The 15,197-nt window shown below is 70.0% G+C and carries 13 protein-coding genes, 1 tRNA gene and 1 pseudogene; 10 read left to right on the plus strand and 5 right to left on the minus strand.

The features are described from left to right. Positions 1 to 63: 63 nt before the first annotated feature. Positions 64 to 3,261 carry a D-alanyl-D-alanine carboxypeptidase gene (locus OG504_RS30710; RefSeq protein WP_405992705.1) on the minus strand — a complete coding sequence of 1,066 codons (3,198 nt, stop codon included), beginning with the start codon at positions 3,259 to 3,261 and terminating at the stop codon, positions 64 to 66. A gap of 314 nt (positions 3,262 to 3,575) precedes the next feature. On the opposite strand from OG504_RS30710, the gene OG504_RS30715 reads away from it, so the two are divergent. The 3 genes from OG504_RS30715 to OG504_RS30725 all read left to right on the plus strand — a co-directional run bounded on the left by OG504_RS30715 (position 3,576) and on the right by OG504_RS30725 (position 6,031). Then, a complete protein-coding gene (locus OG504_RS30715; protein ID WP_405992706.1) occupies positions 3,576 to 4,328 on the plus strand; it encodes a GPP34 family phosphoprotein in 753 nt (250 codons plus the stop codon). A 394-nt stretch (positions 4,329 to 4,722) separates the two neighbouring features. After that, positions 4,723 to 5,580: a helix-turn-helix transcriptional regulator gene (locus tag OG504_RS30720; protein WP_033287311.1), complete on the plus strand. Its 858-nt coding sequence runs from the start codon at positions 4,723 to 4,725 to the stop codon at positions 5,578 to 5,580. Positions 5,581 to 5,821: 241 nt separating this feature from the next. Next, on the plus strand, positions 5,822 to 6,031 hold the full coding sequence (locus OG504_RS30725) for a DUF397 domain-containing protein (RefSeq protein ID WP_405992707.1): 210 nt from the start codon (positions 5,822 to 5,824) through the stop codon (positions 6,029 to 6,031). Between the two features lie 190 nt (positions 6,032 to 6,221). Here OG504_RS30725 and OG504_RS30730 read toward each other — a convergent pair whose 3' ends face one another. The 3 genes from OG504_RS30730 to OG504_RS30740 all read right to left on the minus strand — a co-directional run bounded on the left by OG504_RS30730 (position 6,222) and on the right by OG504_RS30740 (position 8,735). Continuing rightward, entirely contained in the window at positions 6,222 to 7,079 is an 858-nt protein-coding gene (locus OG504_RS30730; protein ID WP_405992708.1) for a MerR family transcriptional regulator, read from the minus strand. Positions 7,080 to 7,168: 89 nt separating this feature from the next. Then, entirely contained in the window at positions 7,169 to 7,672 is a 504-nt protein-coding gene (locus tag OG504_RS30735) for a glutathione peroxidase (protein WP_405992709.1), read from the minus strand. Positions 7,673 to 7,769: 97 nt separating this feature from the next. After that, positions 7,770 to 8,735, minus strand: a complete 966-nt coding sequence (locus tag OG504_RS30740; protein WP_405992710.1) for an ArsR/SmtB family transcription factor — start codon at positions 8,733 to 8,735, stop codon at positions 7,770 to 7,772. A gap of 71 nt (positions 8,736 to 8,806) precedes the next feature. Between OG504_RS30740 and OG504_RS30745 the strand changes: the two genes are divergently transcribed. From OG504_RS30745 to OG504_RS30775, 7 genes and pseudogenes are all read left to right on the plus strand, one after another. Further along, entirely contained in the window at positions 8,807 to 9,994 is a 1,188-nt protein-coding gene (locus tag OG504_RS30745) for an MFS transporter (RefSeq protein ID WP_405992711.1), read from the plus strand. 327 nt (positions 9,995 to 10,321) lie between these two features. Beyond that, complete coding sequence (locus OG504_RS30750) at positions 10,322 to 11,236, plus strand: M23 family metallopeptidase (RefSeq protein WP_405992712.1); 915 nt, start codon at positions 10,322 to 10,324, stop codon at positions 11,234 to 11,236. A gap of 149 nt (positions 11,237 to 11,385) precedes the next feature. Then, positions 11,386 to 12,507, plus strand: coding sequence for a GNAT family N-acetyltransferase (locus OG504_RS30755; protein WP_405996466.1), 1,122 nt, complete (start codon positions 11,386 to 11,388; stop codon positions 12,505 to 12,507). A gap of 179 nt (positions 12,508 to 12,686) precedes the next feature. Continuing rightward, positions 12,687 to 13,796, plus strand: coding sequence for a DUF475 domain-containing protein (locus tag OG504_RS30760; protein WP_405992713.1), 1,110 nt, complete (start codon positions 12,687 to 12,689; stop codon positions 13,794 to 13,796). A gap of 14 nt (positions 13,797 to 13,810) precedes the next feature. Next, positions 13,811 to 14,184, plus strand: a pseudogene (locus OG504_RS30765) (type II toxin-antitoxin system RelE/ParE family toxin). Continuing rightward, positions 14,184 to 14,507 carry a helix-turn-helix domain-containing protein gene (locus OG504_RS30770; protein ID WP_405992714.1) on the plus strand — a complete coding sequence of 108 codons (324 nt, stop codon included), beginning with the start codon at positions 14,184 to 14,186 and terminating at the stop codon, positions 14,505 to 14,507. Before OG504_RS30765 ends, OG504_RS30770 begins: the two are co-directional and overlap by 1 nt. A 34-nt stretch (positions 14,508 to 14,541) precedes the next feature. Continuing rightward, positions 14,542 to 14,664 carry a hypothetical protein gene (locus OG504_RS30775; protein ID WP_405992715.1) on the plus strand — a complete coding sequence of 41 codons (123 nt, stop codon included), beginning with the start codon at positions 14,542 to 14,544 and terminating at the stop codon, positions 14,662 to 14,664. Positions 14,665 to 14,920: 256 nt separating this feature from the next. Here the strand turns inward: OG504_RS30775 and OG504_RS30780 are convergent. Beyond that, positions 14,921 to 14,993, minus strand: a tRNA-Arg gene (locus tag OG504_RS30780). Positions 14,994 to 15,197 lie beyond the last annotated feature (204 nt).

Consider the following 15,197-nt stretch of genomic DNA (forward strand, 5'->3'; position numbering starts at 1 on the left):
CCCGGGTGGGGGCCCGCCGACGGGACGCGGTGACGTGCGCGGTGACGTGCGGCGCCTCGTGGGTCAGCCGAGGCGGGTCAGCTTGGACGTCAAGGCCGGTTCCGCGAGGTCCTTCTGGAGGGCGACCGGCACCTTGACGGCACCGCTCGAACCGTCGCCCACGGTGAGCGTGCCCACCTTGGTGCCGGCCTTCGCGGTGTGCGGTACGGCGTCGGGGGCGAAGGACAGCTTCACCTTCAGGCCCGCCCAGCCGACCGCCGCGACGTCCTTGGTGACGACGACCGGGGTGTGACCGCCGAGCTGGTCGTCGACGTACCCGACCACGGTCCCCTTCTTCAGGATCTTCGCCGAGGTCATCGCGTCCTGCGCCGCGAGCATCGCCGTCTTGCTGACCGCGTTCACGGTGTCGATGATCGGCGCGGTGTGCTGGCCGAGGATCGCGCCGACGACGACGGCCGTCTCACCGCCGACCTCCTTGGTGGCGGCGAAGAGCAGGTTGCCGCCGGCCGCGGTGGTGGTGCCGGTCTTGATGCCGAGGGAGTTGTTGTACGGCACCAGGCGGTTGTAGTTGGTCCACTTGTGACCGGACGGGTCGACCCAGCTCGGCAGCTTGGTGATGTCCATCAGCGCCTGGATCTTGACCAGTTGGTTGCCCAGCTTCACCTGGTCCTCGGCGGAGGAGACGGTCGTCTCCTTGAGACCGGACGCGTCGGTGTAGGTCGTGTTCGTCATCCCCAGTGACTTCGCGGTGTCGTTCATCTTCTTGATGAACGCCGCCTCGGAGCCCGCGTCCCAACGGGCCAGCAGGCGCGCGATGTTGTTCGCCGACGGGATCATGATCGCCGAGAGGGCCTGCTTCTCGGTGAGGACGTCGCCGGCCTTCACGGTGTTGAGCGTGGACTCGCCGTCCTTGTCGTAGCCGCCCTCCTTCTCGGCGGTCGCGTCGACGGTGATCTTCTCGCCCTCGGTGCCCGCCTTCAGCGGGTGGTCCTTGAGGACGATGTACGCGGTCATCGCCTTCGCGACCGAGCCGATGGCCACCGGGGTCTGCTTGCCGAAGTTGCCCATCGTGCCGATGCCGTTGACGTCCATCCAGCCCTGGCCCTCGCTGGGCCACGGGAGATTCGCCTTGCTGCCGGCGAAGGTGTACGAGTCGTCGGCGGTGAGGGCGAGAGAGGGGGTCGGTAGCGGGCGTACGGCCTGTACTACTGCAAAGATGATCGCCAGGAGGATGACCAGCGGGGTCCAGATCTTGACCCTGCGGATCGCTGTGCGGACCGGGGTTTCCGGGGGCGGCGGGGTGTTGGTCAGTTCGGCGAGGAGGTCCAGCGGGGGCTTCGGGGGGAGCGGTTGCTGGGTGGTGTGTTCCGGGCCGACCTGGGGGACGGGGCGGGTGGCGTCCGGGCGGGGGGTGTCCCTGCGGGGCGTGCGGGGTTCGTCGAGGGGCTTGAGGGCGACGAACTTGCTGGTGCGCTCGGCGGGGGTCTCGGGGGTTTTCGGGGCGGTTGGGGCCTTGGGGGCCTTGAGCATGGTGGTCGGCTGGTCCACCGCGGGCTTGGGCGGTCGTGGGGCCTTGAAGACGGCGGTGGGGTGATCGACGGCCTCGGCTTCGCCTTCGGCCGTCTTGGTGTTCCCACCCGCACCGCCCGTGCGGGTCTCGTCGTCGGGTGCGGGTGGCCCCTTGGGGGCGGGCTCGTCGTCGGCGGCTTTCGGTTGTGCGTCGGAGGGGGGAGCGGCGGGGGAGGCGTCCTTGGGGGCGGTGTCGGTGCCCGTGTCCGTGCCGGTGCCGGTGCCGGTGCCGGTGCCGGTGCCCATGGCGGTGGTCCGGGGGTCCGGGGCCTTGTCGCCTTCGGCGGCTTCCGAGTGGCTGTCGGTCTTCGGGGGCGTCGCGTCGGTGGGCGTCTTGCCTTCGGCGGACTCCGGACGGGTGTCGGTCTCCGGTCCGGTTGCGTCGGTGAACGCGCCGCCTTCGGTGGACTCCGGGCGGCCGTCCGGCTTCGCTCCGGTCGCTCGGGGGGACGTCTTGCCGTCGGCGGGCTCCGGGGTGGTGCCGGCGGACGCCTCGTCCACCTCGGCTTCCGCGGACCCGGCTTCAGCGGTCTCGCTCACCTTGGGGGCATCGCCCGTGGCGGGGTCGGGGTTCTCCGGGCGAGCGTCAGCATCCGCACCGGCTTCGCTGGCCGGCGAGTACGCGGGAGCCTTGTCCGCCTCGGAGGCGGGCTCGTCGGCGCTGGCATCCGGGCGCGCGTCAGCATCCGCGTCGGCCTCGTCGGCCGCGTCGGCTTCCGTGGACGTGGGAGTCCCGTCCGCCTCGGAAGCGTCCTCGGGGTCGGTGTCGGCGTCGTCCTCAGCGTCAGCGCCCCGCTCACCCTCGGTCACGTCGTCGTCGCCGGCGGACTCGCCCCCGGCGTCAGCCGCATCGCGTGCCTCGGCGTCCTCGGCGGGTTCAGCGTCCCCGGGGTCACCAGTCACCCCGGCACCCGCACCCTCGGCCCGCTCGCCCGCGTCGGTCTCCTGGGCGGTCTCAGCGCCCTTGGAGGCGTCCGCGACGGAAGCTTCCCCCGCGTCCTCGGCGTCCTCCGTCTCCGGGGCTCCAGCGGGCGTCTCCGCGTCCTCGGGACCCTCGACCGTAGCGGCGTCCTCCGCGTCCTCGGGACCCTCGACCGTAGCGGCGGCGTCGTCCTCCGACGCGTCAGACACGTCAGCCGTCTCGCCCCCGGCCGACTTCTCCGCGTCCTCCGCGTCCTCCGCGTCCTCCGCGTCCTCGGGACCCTCGACCGTAGCGGCGGCGTCGTCCTCCGACGCGTCAGACACGTCAGCCGTCTCGCCCCCGGCCGACTTCTCCGCGTCCTCCGCGTCCTCGGTGCCGGTCGGCCTCTCGCCCTCCGAGCCCGACGACACCCAGGCCGCCACGGCCGCACGCAACCGCGCATCGCCCTCGGAGCCGCCCGATCCACCCGACCCGCTCGACCCGCCCTTGGCGGAAGGGTTCTGCGTATCGGTGTCCCCGGAGGGGTCGGCCGCGTCAGCGGACCCGCCGGTCTCCGTCTCCTCCCGCAGCTCCCGGATCGAGAAGATCTTCGTCGCCGTGTCCACGCCGCCGCGCTGCCCCGTGGACGACGACGGTGCCGCGTCCTCGCGGGCCACCGCCAACCGGGGATCGCGTTCGCCCCTGGCCTCAGGAACCGGACTCGCGCTCCCCGGCGTCGGTTCTGCCGACGACTCGCGCTTCTTCGACCTGTCGGGGGACTCGCCCGCCACCGATGCCTCCTCCATGCGCCGCACGCGCCGCGTGCGTCAACCGAACCGACCGAGATAACCGAGTTAGCTACAAAAACAGCCACAAAATCAGCTGGAAGCCAGCTGGATGTCAGCTGGAAATTCTCTTACCCGCAGTCCGGACAGCGCATCAACACCGTTGTCCGAACCATGTACCAGTGTCCTGTGTGCGGGCTTAACCCCACCGGTAGACGAGAACGACATACCTACCGGTTCCACTACGAAGCGGTCACGCACCCTCGACAGACCAATGTGAGAGGGGTCACCCTGTCATTCATCCACGCGGGGAGGCATGGATGGGCAGGAGCCGCAGAACACTTCCGGAAGAGCTTCTGCTGCTGGCATTGGACCCGGCCACGGGTACCACTGCACAGCCGCAGTCGCTCGACCTCGGTCTGGCCGGAGCACAGCTAGTGGAGCTGGCGCTGGCCGGACGGATAGCCCCAGACGGGGATCGTATCGCCGTGGTGGTACCACGGCCGACCGGAGATCCGACTTTGGACTGCGCGTTGGAGTTGCTGCGAAGGCGTGGCGCTCCTGTACGTGCAGTGAACTGGATTGGCGGGCCCCGACTGGGACTTCGCCAGACCTACCTCTCGCATCTGGAGCGGTGCGGCATGGTGCATGCCGTGGCGGGACAGATGTGCGGGGTGCTGCCGACGACTCGCTATCAAGCGACGGACAACGAGATCAGCCGCGAGATCAGGGGCCGACTCGATTCCGCGATCCGCACCGGTGTGCCACCGGACCCGCGGACAGCCGCGCTCGCCGCACTGGCGCACGCGGTCGGTCTGGGCAAACACCTGTATCCGGGTAACGAGGGACGTTCGTCCCGCTCCCGGCTGCGGGACCTGATCAGGCACGACCCCATGGGCGGACTCGTGGCGCACGCCGTGATGGACGTCCAGAACGGAGTGGCGGCACAGCCACGCCGTAGCCCGGCCCCGGCCGGCCGTCAGGCCGCGCCCGGATCAAGGCCACCGGAACCGGCTCGTGGTGTTCCGATGCAGCCGCACCGCGGCAGCATGGCGCGCGCCGTGGCTCACTGAGCCGCAGTCCCACGGCACACGCCGGCACCGCGGAGGTACACCGCACGACCGGTACCGACGCACCACCGCACGACCGCAGTACACGCCGCACCGCAGTCCCCAAGACCCGGTTCGGGAGCCGCTGGTCCGAGCGGGGTGGAGTAGACGTAACGTCTCTCCACCCCGCTCGGCCGCATCTACGGACGCCTTCGCGGACGCCTCGGGCAACCCGAACCTGGCTCGTACCTGCCGCATATCCACCGTTTCCCAGCGGTAGAAACCACCTTGGTGGCAGTCTGCTCAACAGCAGATACGCAAAGTGGTCTGTACGTGGCAAGCAGTGAGCAGTACGCAGCAGTGAGCACAGCAGTAAGCAGTGGCAAGTAGAGGCATGCAGCCGGAGGTGCACGTTCCCGTGGCGTCAAGTGTCAATCCCACCGTCAGGAGACGCCGGTTGGGCCAGGAGTTGCGTCGACTCCGGGAGCTCAAGGGCATGACGGCAGAAGAAGTCGCCGAGCGGTTGCTGGTGTCGCAGTCGAAGATCAGCCGACTGGAGAACGGACGCCGCAGCATCAGCCAGCGCGACGTCCGCGACCTGTGCGGGGTCTACGAGGTCGAGGACGTCCGCATCGTCGACTCACTCATGCAGATGGCCAAGGACTCCCGCCAGCAAGGCTGGTGGCACTCCTTCGGCGACATCCCGTACAGCGTCTACATCGGGCTGGAGACGGACGCGGCGAGCCTGCGCGTCTACGATCCCCAGGTCGTCCCGGGGCTGTTGCAGACCCGGCAGTACGCCGAGGCGCTCATCACCGGGGCGTTGCCCGAGACCGCGCTGGCCGATGTCGAGAAGCGGGTCCAGGTGCGGCTGCGCCGGCAGGAACGGATCTCCGCGCCGGAGAACCCGCTGCGGCTGTGGACCGTGATGGACGAGTCCGCGGTGCGCCGGGTGGTCGGCAACCGCTCTTTGATGCGGGACCAGTTGGAGCATCTCGTCGAGCAGTCCCAGCTGCCGCACGTGACCGTGCAGGTGATCCCGTTCGACATGGGCGCCCATCCGGGGCTCAACGGGCAGTACGCGATCCTGGAGTTCCCCGACGCGGCGGACTCCAGCGTCGTCTACATCGAGGGCGTCACCAGCGACCTGTACCTGGAGAAGGCGAACGACGTCCAGAAGTACAGCGTGATGTATGAGCACTTGAGGGCGCAGGCCCTGAACGTGGACCAGTCCCGTCAGTTCATCGCGGACATCGCGAAGGAATACGCGCGCTGAGGGGCCCCGTTGGCGGAAGGTGCCGCAGACTACACCTTCCGCCGGTCGGGATGGAAGCACCAGGGGTATATGCCACCCGGTCGAGTGAATGGCCGCTTCGCCCGCCGATGTTGGCGAGTAGCGTCGATCACGCCATCGAGCAACAGGCTTTGGCGCAAACCGTGTTGTACGTCCGATGCGTTCGTGGTCGGACGTGACGCGCGGTGACAGCAACTCATCAACTGGCATAACCGGAGCAAAAATGGCAATTCGTCAGGGCGCCACGGACATGTGGACCAAGTCCTCGTACTCCACCGGGAACGGTGCGTGCGTCGAGGTCAAGTCACCGGTTCTCGCGGCCATGGCCGTACGGGACTCCAAGGTCGACGGGGGTCCGGCGCTGGCCTTCCCCGCGGACTCGTGGAACGCCTTCGTGGCAGATGTCGCGCGGGGGGCGCACGACCTTCACTGATGCGGCTGGTTCACCTTTCACAACTCCATAAGCAGCACAGTGCAGTTCATGCACGACATGCAGTACAGGCAGTGCAAGCGGTAAACGCAGTTCACGCAGTACAAGCACTTCAGAAGAGCCCTCTCGACTGGCCCGCCGTCCTGGCCGAGAGGGCTCGGCTTGTGCCCGCGACACGTCTGCCGGCGCCGCGTCACTCCACCGGAAACGCCACATCGCACACCGGATCCCCCGGCCCCGCCGCCTCCCAGTCCGCGAAGTACACCTCGCGGCACGGCCCGGCGTACCGCAGCCCCCGCCCGGCGACCCACTGCTCCACCGCCTCGAACGCGGCCAGGATCTGCGGATGCGCCACCTGCGCCTTGGTGATCCGGGCGTACGCCAGCGTCCGCGCCGGCTCCACCCGGACCGCCGTCTGCCGGGCCCGCCCCTGCCGTGCCGCCCACGCCCGCGCGGCCGCCTCGTCCGCGACCGGTACACAGGCCTCGGCCGGGCCGTCGCTCTCCATGGACACCTCGGCGTGGTAGACGACGAACGGCGCGGCGCTCACGCCCCCGCACTCCTCCGCCGCGGCCTCAAGTCGCCCCAGGGACGCGCCGATCCAGGCCGGCAACTCGTCCGCGAGGGTGTGCCGGGTCTCGGTGATCAGTACCTGTTCCGGTACCTCGACCGTCTCGACCACGAACGTTCCGTACATCTCGGAGCTCCTCCCCGACAGTCGTGCACGGAGGTACTCGGCGAGCGTGCGCTGCCCGGCGATCCGGGTCTCGACGTCCGTCCAGTACGCGGCGAGGAGTTCGGCCGCGTCCGGCCCGTCGGCCTCCACCACCGACGCGATCCGGGCCAGCGGCATGTCCAACTGCCGTAGCAGCGCCACGAGTCGGGCCCGCTCGACCTGGTCGGCGCGGTAGTAGCGGTAGCCGCTGACCTCGTCGACGCGCGACGGCGCCAGCAGCCCGAGCCGGTCGTACAGCCGCAGCGCCTTGGCCGAAAGCCGCGCCCGCGCCGCGAACGCGCCGATGGTCAGCAGTTCGTCGTCCACCTCAGCCATCCTCCGTCACCGGGCGGTTTCTGTCCGCCCGGCGACAAGGACGCTCAGCCCTGCCCCAGGGGCAAGGTCAACATCTGGCTACGACTGTCCTAGGCGACGGCCGTCTCCACCGCCGCCACGACCTCCGCCGACTCCGGCTCGGTCTGCGGGGAGAAGCGGGCGACGACCGTGCCGTCGCGGCCGATCAGGAACTTCTCGAAGTTCCAGCGGATGTCACCGGTGTGGCCCTCGCCGTCCGCGAAGCCGACGAGGCGGTCGTACAGCTCGTGCCGGTCGTCCCCGTTGACCTCGACCTTCTCGGTCAGTGGGAAGGTCACGCCGTACGTCGCCGAGCAGAACTCGGCGATCTCCTCGGCGCTGCCGGGCTCCTGCCCGAGGAACTGGTTGCAGGGCACGCCCAGCACGGTGAAGCCCTGCGCCGCGTACCGCTCCTGGAGCCGCTCGAGGCCCGTGTACTGGGGGGTCAGCCCGCACTTGGAGGCCACGTTCACCACGAGGACGGCCTTGCCCGCGTACTGCGAGAGGTCCGCCGAGCCGCCCTTGAGCGACCCGATCTCGACACCGAGGGGACCCGTGTTCTCTGTAGTCGTCATAACCGGATGCTAACTCCGGTAAATGTCGTTCTCCCCACGGGCCCAGGGACCCCAGTACTTACAGGCCAGCGGCCGCCCACAGCCCAGCCCCGGCCGCCTAATGCCCCGCCGCCTTCACCACGACCTCCCCCGCCGCCGTCCGCGAGTACAGCACCGACCGCCCCGCCCGCCGCCGCTCCACGAGACCCGCGTCCAGCAGCACCCGCAGATGCCGCCCCACCGAGCCCAGCGCCTGCCCGGTCACGGCGGTCAGCTGGCTGGTACTCATCGGTGACCCGAGCAGCATCAGCACAGCCGCCCGTGAGGGACCCAGCAGCGCCCCCAGGCTCGCGGGCACCGGCCGCCCGCCATGGTCGGCGAGGACGCCCGCGCACGGGTACACGATGGCGTACCGGTCCGGCGCCTCCCACGACACCCACCCGCTCTTCGGCGTGACGGGCATGAGGAGCAGCTCCGCGCCGGAGATCTCCCGCGGCGGATTCGCGTGCAGGTTGATCTGCAGCCGGCTCTCCCCGAGCCAGCGCGTCCGCCCCGGCTGCAGAGCGTCCAGCACGGCCGCCCAGCCGCCCTGGCTCACCTGTGCGGTCCGGGCGACCACATCGGCCTCCAGGACCCGCCGTCGCCGCGCCCAGTACGGCCGCACGGTCTCCTCCCAGACGTACTCCAGGAGGCCGGCGGCCCGCTCGGGCAGATCGTCGCGTTCCAGGGCGGCGGGGAGCGGCCCGGCGAGCGAGACGCGGAGGTTGTCCCGCGCGGCCTCGGGCCGGGTCTCCCGCACCCGGGCGACGGTCTCGGCGAACGACTCCCGGTCCGTCTGGGTCGGGCAGAAGAAGTCGGCGATCCAGGACCGCCCGAGCGCGGCCCGTACCAGCGCTCCGGTGACGGGGTCGGCCGCCGACAGCCCCTGGTACTCCGGCAGATGGTCCCGCAGCCACACCTGCTCACCGGGGTGCGCGCCCACCCCCGCGTGCAGCAGTTTCAGCGCGGCGAAGGTCTCCGCGAACGACGACAGCACGAACCGGCTCCGCGCGAGGGTGTCCGCGTTGAGCTGCCACAACCCCATTCGCCCACCCCCGTGTTTCGCGTCCGCGCGAAAGAATAGGACCCCCGCGCCCGCCCCCGCAGACTCCCCGGATGCGCAGCTACCGCGAGCTCTTCCGCACCCCCGAGTACACCCCGTTCTTCTTCTCCTTCGCCGCCCAGAACGCGGCCCTCACGATCAGCGGCCTGGCGCTCGCCACCCTCGTCTACAAGGCGACGGAGTCCCCCTTACTGTCGGCCGTGAGCATGTTCGGCCCACAGCTCGCCCAGATGCTCGGCGCGACCTTCTTCCTCTCGGGCGCGGATCGCCTGCCCCCGAGGGTCACCCTGACCGGCATCAACACCGCCTTCGCCGTCTGTACGGCCCTGCTGGCACTCCCCGGTCTGCCGGTCGGCGCGATCTTCGGCATCGTGTTCCTCCAGGGCCTGATCGCCTCGCTGGGCGGCGGGGTGAGCGGCGGCCTGCTGAACGAGATCCTGCCCAAGAACGGCTACCTGCTGGGCCGTTCGGTCTTCAACATGGCCTCGGGCCTGATGCAGGTGACAGGCTTCGCGACAGGCGGAGCATTGCTGGCCCTGCTCTCCCCAAGGGTCTGTCTCCTGCTCGCGGCGGCGCTGTACGCGACGACGGCCCTGGTCCTCCGCCTCGGCCTGACGGCCCGCCCACCCCGCGCGGCGGGCCGCCCGTCCATCGCCGCGACCTGGCGCACGAACGCCCTCCTGTGGTCCTCCCGCCCCCGCCGCCTCACCTACCTGGGCATGTGGGTCCCCAACGGCCTGATCGTCGGCTGCGAATCCCTCTACGTCTCCTACGACTCCGGTTCCGCCGGTGTCCTGTTCGCGAGCGCGGCCCTGGGCATGTTCGTGGGCGACCTGACCCTGGGCCGCTTCGTCCCGCGCACCCTGCGCGCCCGGCTGGACATCCCCCTCCGCCTCCTCCTGGCCACCCCGTACCTGTTCTTCGTCCTCCGCCCGGGCATGCCCTGGTCGGCGATCGCGGTCTGCGCAGCCTCCATCGGCTACGGCGCGAGCCTCGTCCTCCAGGAACGCCTGATGGAACTCACCCCCGGTGAACTCGCGGGCCATGCCCTGGGGTTGCGCTCCGCAGGCATGCTCTCCATGCAGGGCATCGGCGCGGCCCTCGCGGGCACGGTCGCCCAACTCACCTCCCCGGCAACGGCGATGACCCTGATGGCCGTTGCATCGGTCGGGGTGACGGTGGTGCTGGCGGTGCTGGGCCGACAGGTTCAGGGGGAGGTACCGGAGGTGCAAACGGCCTGAGAGGGCGGGGTGTTGGGGCGTCCGGCGGGGCGGGTGAGAACCGTGCCGGGCGTCCTGTCGTCTTCTCTACGCCGGTGATCGCATCGTCAGGTACGCGGAGGGACCCCGTTGACCCTTGAGCCGTCCCCGCCCCAACGCCCCGAGGCCGCCGCCCTGTTGGAGTTCCTCACGGCAGCCCCGGCACAGGCTCCCACCCCGCCCACCCCAAACCCCCAGGGGCGCGGGGAACTGCGCGACCAGCCCCCACCCACCGGCTCCCCGCACACGACCTCAGCCCCCCATCCCCTCCTCGGCCCTTGTCAACGCGCGTCCCACCGTGAGGTTTCCGTGGAGACAGTCCAGCCCGAGTCATCCTCACCCCGCCGACTCCGCCTGCCCCAAGGCCTGTTGATCATCGCCCTCGCCCTCTGGAACGTCATCACCCTCTGGACGGCCCGCGACCGCACCGCCTGGTTCGCCGACCTGGCGATCCTCGCGGCCTGCTACGTCCTCGCCGAAGGCATCGGCGCCCCCGCCCAGCAACCGCGCCTCCCGCGTCGTACGGTCGAGGCGGGAGTCGCCGTAGCCGCCCTCGGCTCCGCGGCCCGGCTGCCCGGACTGCCTTCGGGGGACGGGGTGTCGGGGCTCGTGGGCGGGGTCGTAGTGCTGGTGGCGCTCGTCGTGCTGGTCGCCGTCGCGCGGACGCATACTTGGCGCGCGCCCCTGTCCCGGCCGCTGCGGTTTCCGCTGGAGGGGGAGTGGTACGTCGTGCAGGGCGGCGGGCGGCCGCTCAATCATCACGCCCGGGTGCCCGAACAGCGGGGTGCGGTCGACCTGGTGGGGCTGGGGCGGTATGGCACCCGTACGCGCCGTGACCGTGAACCGACCGCGTTCGCCGCCTACGGGCGGGCCGTACGGGCCCCGTGCGACGGGCGGGTGGTCTCCGCGACGGACGGGTTCGAGGACCAGGACACGCGGCCGGGCGGGCGTGCCCGTTACCAACCCGCTTACGGGAACCACGTGTTCATCGACACCGGGCGGGAGATCGTCAAACTGGCCCATCTGCGGGCCGGTTCACTGACGGTGAGCCAGGGAGACGTGGTGCGCGTGGGTCAACTCCTGGGAGAGACGGGCAATTCCGGCAACACCACCGAGCCGCACCTCCACCTGCACGCGGAGCGTGACGGGGTCGGCCTGGACCTGCGGTTCACCGACGTTCCGGGGCGGCTGTACCGGGGGAGGGTGATCCGTGCTTTTCCGTGAGCACGGGCATTCTTGACAGCGTCCGTACTGTTTCGCGACGTTTGGGCCCTGCCGAACTGTTCGTGTCTCGTCGTACCTTGGGATACGTAGGCAGGGCGCGGACGACGCGTCGTGGGGGAAATGTGGGGGGACGGTCGCCCATGCGATCCATGCGATCCGCCGGCAAGGCGGACATCACGATCCACAGACCGGAGGAGCTCGGTACCACGCTCCGGCAGGCCTGGCACAAGGCGATGGACGAGTCGCCGGACTACGCGAACCCTTTCCTGGCACCGGAGTTCGCGGACGGCGTCGGCCGCCACCGCGGCGGCGCGCAGGTGGCGGTTCTGCACGAGGGCGGCGAGCCGGTCGGCTTCTTCCCGTACGAGCGCAACCCCGTCGGCGTCGGCCGGGCCATCGGCCTCGGCCTCTCCGACTGCCAGGCCCTGGTGCACCGGCCCGGTGTCACCTGGGACGTCCAGCAACTCCTGCGGGCCTGCGGCCTGTCGGTCTTCGAGTTCGACCATCTCGTCGAGGAGCAACAGCCGTTCGGCCGCTACGTCACCGGCACCTTCGCGTCCCCGGTGATCGATCTCAAGGACGGCGACGGCGAGATCCCCTACCCCGAGTGGCTGCGCGGCGCGTACCCGGGCATCGCCAAGACGACCCTGAAGAAGGAACGCCGCCTCGGCCGCGACCTCGGCGAGATGCGGTTCGTCTACGACGAGCGCGACCCCGAGGTGCTGCACACGCTGATGCGCTGGAAGTCGGCCCAGTACCGCAGGACCGGCCGCATGGACCGCTTCGCGCGCCCGTGGATCGTGGACCTGGTGGACCACCTGTTCCGCGTCCGCGAGGAACACTTCACCGGCATCCTGTCGGTCCTCTACGCCGGTGACCGCCCCGTGGCGGCCCACTTCGGCCCGACGTCCCGCACGCTGTTCGCCGCCTGGTTCACGGCGTACGACCCCGAACTCCGGTACTACTCACCGGGGTTGATCATGCATCTGCGGATGGCCGAGGAGGCGGGCCGGCACGGCGTACGCCTGATGGACCTGGGGCGCGGCGACAAGGAGTGGAAGGACTGGCTCAAGACCCGCGAGCTGCGCGTCGGCGAGGGCTTCGCCACCCGACCCCACCCGGTCGCGGCGGCCCACCGCCTGTGGCGCCGCCCGGTCCGCGGCCTGCGCAACACGGTCCTGGCCCACCAGTCCCTGCGCGACCCGGCGGACCGCCTCCTCAAGACGGTGGGCACGCTGCGTACGACGGGCAAGGTGTCGCCGAGGAAGTGACGATGCGGCAACACGTCGGCTCGGGGCCCTGGACCGGTGAGGTCGGGGTCCCTTCCGCGCTCTCCGGGCCGGCCCCGTCACCTGTACGACAGGCGGTCGTGGTAGACAACGCCGATGATGGTCGGGGCTGTTGATGCCCGGCCCGCGGGCGACCGCGCGACAACAGGAAGGGGCAACCCGTGCTTCTGAAGACCTTCCGCTGGTCGTTCGCGGTCACCGCGCTCGGCCTGGCCCTGGGAGTCTGGTACGGCGGCTGGACGGCGTTCGGCGTCATCGCGATCCTCGCCGTGCTGGAGATCTCGCTGTCCTTCGACAACGCGGTGGTCAACGCCGGGATCCTGAAGAAGATGTCGGCCTTCTGGCAGAGGATCTTCCTCACGGTCGGCGTCCTGATCGCGGTCTTCGGCATGCGGCTGGCGTTCCCGGTGGTGATCGTCGCGGTCACGGCGAAGAAGAATCCTTTTGAGGCGGTCAACCTGGCCTTGACCGACAAGGACCGCTACGAACAGCTGGTCACCGACGCCCACCCGGCGATCGCGGCCTTCGGCGGCATGTTCCTGCTGATGATCTTCCTCGACTTCATCTTCGAGGACCGCGACATCAAGTGGCTGGGCTGGCTGGAACGCCCGCTCGCCAAGCTCGGCAAGGTCGACATGCTGTCGGTCTGCATCGCCCTGATCGTCCTCCTGATCACCTCGATGACCTTCGCGGCCCACGCCCACCAGCACGGCGGGGCCCACGCGGACAAGGCCCAGACGGTCCTGATCTCCGGCATCGCCGGCCTGATCACCTACATGATCGTCGGCGGCCTCTCGGGCTTCTTCGAGGACCGCCTGGAGGCGGAGGAGGAACGGGAGCGCGAGAGCGACCGCTCGGCGGTCGTCCTGGCCGGCCAGGCAGCCTTCTTCATGTTCCTGTACCTGGAAGTCCTGGACGCGTCCTTCTCCTTCGACGGCGTGATCGGCGCGTTCGCCATCACCAACGACATCGTCCTCATGGCCCTCGGCCTGGGCATCGGCGCGATGTACGTCCGCTCGCTGACGGTCTACCTGGTCCGCCAGGGCACGCTCGACGACTACGTCTACCTGGAGCACGGCGCCCACTACGCGATCGGCGCCCTGGCCGTGATCCTGATGGTCACCATCCAGTACCAGATCAACGAGGTCATCACGGGGCTGGTGGGCGTCGTGCTGATCGGCTGGTCGTTCTGGTCGTCGGTGCGGCGGAACCGGGCGCTGGCGGAGGGCGAGGGGGCGACGGAGGACGTGGATACGGCGAGGGTTCCCTAGCCGCAGGCCAGGTGCTGGATCAGCGCTTCGAGTGGTACAGGCCGAGGAGGCCCGAGGTTCGGGACTGGCTTGAGTTGCTCCCGTTCCGCCTCTACCGGCGGGTGGAGGACAAGACGGACCGTCTCTTGGACGAGCCAACGACGGTGGGGAGCCGTACTCGCGTCACCTGGGTGGCAAGCTGCGTGAGCTGCGCTTCGAGCTGGACGGTGGGGCCGTGCGCATCCCGTACCGGCTCGCTTCCGGGCAGCGGATTGTTCTGTTGACGGTGTTCCGTAAAACGAGGATGCGTCAGGCTGCGGAAGGCGAGCGCGCGCATCAGGCACAGAAGGTCTGCGAGACGGAGCACGGCCGCGCCGAGCACACCTACGACCGGGGCAAGGAGAACTGATGAATCACAGCACGTGGAGGACACGCCGGACCCGGCAGCTCGCGGGTGGGACGGTGGAGTACGACCAGGAGTACGTCGACGCGCGGCTGGCTGGGGATCTCGGGCAGGCGGTCTACGACCGTCGGATCGAGCTCGGACTCTCCCAGGCCGAACTGGCCGAGCGGGCCGGGATGACGCAGCCCCAGGTGTCCCGAATGGAGGGCGGCGACACTGCGCCCGCTCTCCCGCTGCTGCGACGCCTGGCCAAGGCTCTGGACGGAACGCTGAACCTTGCCATCGACGAGGGTGACTCCCGCGTCGCCTTCATCCCGCACGCCGCCTGAAACCGAGCCGCCGGTTGATGCCGGTCCGGGTGGCATGTTCGTACTGGACAAAGCCACCGGGAAGGAGTGCGGCTCACCGAACCGAGCGGCGTTCGGCGTCACGCTCTCCCGGGACGAACAGGCGGTCTGGCTCGGCACCCTGGTCGCGGCGGCCTGAATCCGCTGGACCTGGCGTCCGTGAACGACCGGTTCCCGCTACGGCCCCTGCAGCCGCCGTGTGTCGCCGGGTAATCGGCCCGGCCGGTCGCGCCGGGATCGGACGGCGGAAAGTCGACTCCAGGTCATCGCCGGTCGGCGAGACGCAGACATGTCCGCCGGACATCTGCCGGGACGCCGCGGAGACACCAGAGGCCCTCCCGTCCACTGGACGGAAGGGCCTCTGAACAAGCATCGCGTGAACAAGCACCGCGCTGTGCCCTCGGCAGGATTCGAACCTGCGACACCGGCTTTAGGAGAGCCGTGCTCTATCCCCTGAGCTACGAAGGCGAGACAAACCCGCTGGTCAGTGCCGGTGTCACATCCCCTGCGCCGCTGCGGGAGCGGACGACGTGGCGTACCGACTACTGGCCAAGGACAGGGTAGCCGATGTGGGCGGACGCGGGTTGCCGGGATGGGCCCTGTTGCCCCTGGAGCCGATCCGCGCCCGCACCCCGGCCCGCGCCCGCACGCCCTCCGGCGAACCCCAGCCCC

Source organism: Streptomyces sp. NBC_00986 (assembly GCF_045162565.1).
Lineage (GTDB): Bacteria > Actinomycetota > Actinomycetes > Streptomycetales > Streptomycetaceae > Streptomyces.